Here is a 545-nt window from a genome sequence, read left to right on the forward strand (position 1 = left end):
TCATCGTCAGGCTCTTACAGCGCAGCAACGCCCCTCTCAGCAATGAGCGGGGCGTTCCTGTTTCTGGGATCGGCCTTGGCGGTCTTCAAAAAATCTTTTGCAACTTTTCTGGCAAGGAATTTTTGCGCTATAATATGAGACTTGCCGAAAAGCACTTTGGTATTTAAACAGTGCACATAGGTTAAATGCGGGAATAGCTCAGTTGGTAGAGCGCAACCTTGCCAAGGTTGAGGTCGAGAGTTCGAGACTCTTTTCCCGCTCCAGTTTTAAAAGGGAAGCTTCGGCTTCCCTTTTCTATTTGGTGCAAGGGCTCATGGCATCGCGCCGAGGCATTGTGTATGTGCGAAACCGGGGGTACGCTGTCACCGGTGCTGTGCAGCGGCAGGCCCCGATGGTGAAATTGGTAGACACTGCGGACTTAAAATCCGCCGCTTCCTGAAAAGGGGCGTGCCGGTTCGATCCCGGCTCGGGGCACCACCATTACTATTTAGTCATGTCACATTACAACGCTCCATTCGAAATCCATGTCCATGGTCAGGTTACGC

The 545-nt window shown here is 51.7% G+C and carries 2 tRNA genes; both read left to right on the forward strand.

The annotated features are described in order from the left end of the window. The first annotated feature begins 187 nt into the window (after positions 1-187). Positions 188-263 (forward strand) — tRNA-Gly (locus ACYVOC_RS00925). Positions 264-385: 122 nt separating this feature from the next. Further along, positions 386-477, forward strand: a tRNA-Leu gene (locus ACYVOC_RS00930). Positions 478-545: the final 68 nt, after the last annotated feature.

It is taken from the genome of Simplicispira piscis, from assembly GCF_054783455.1.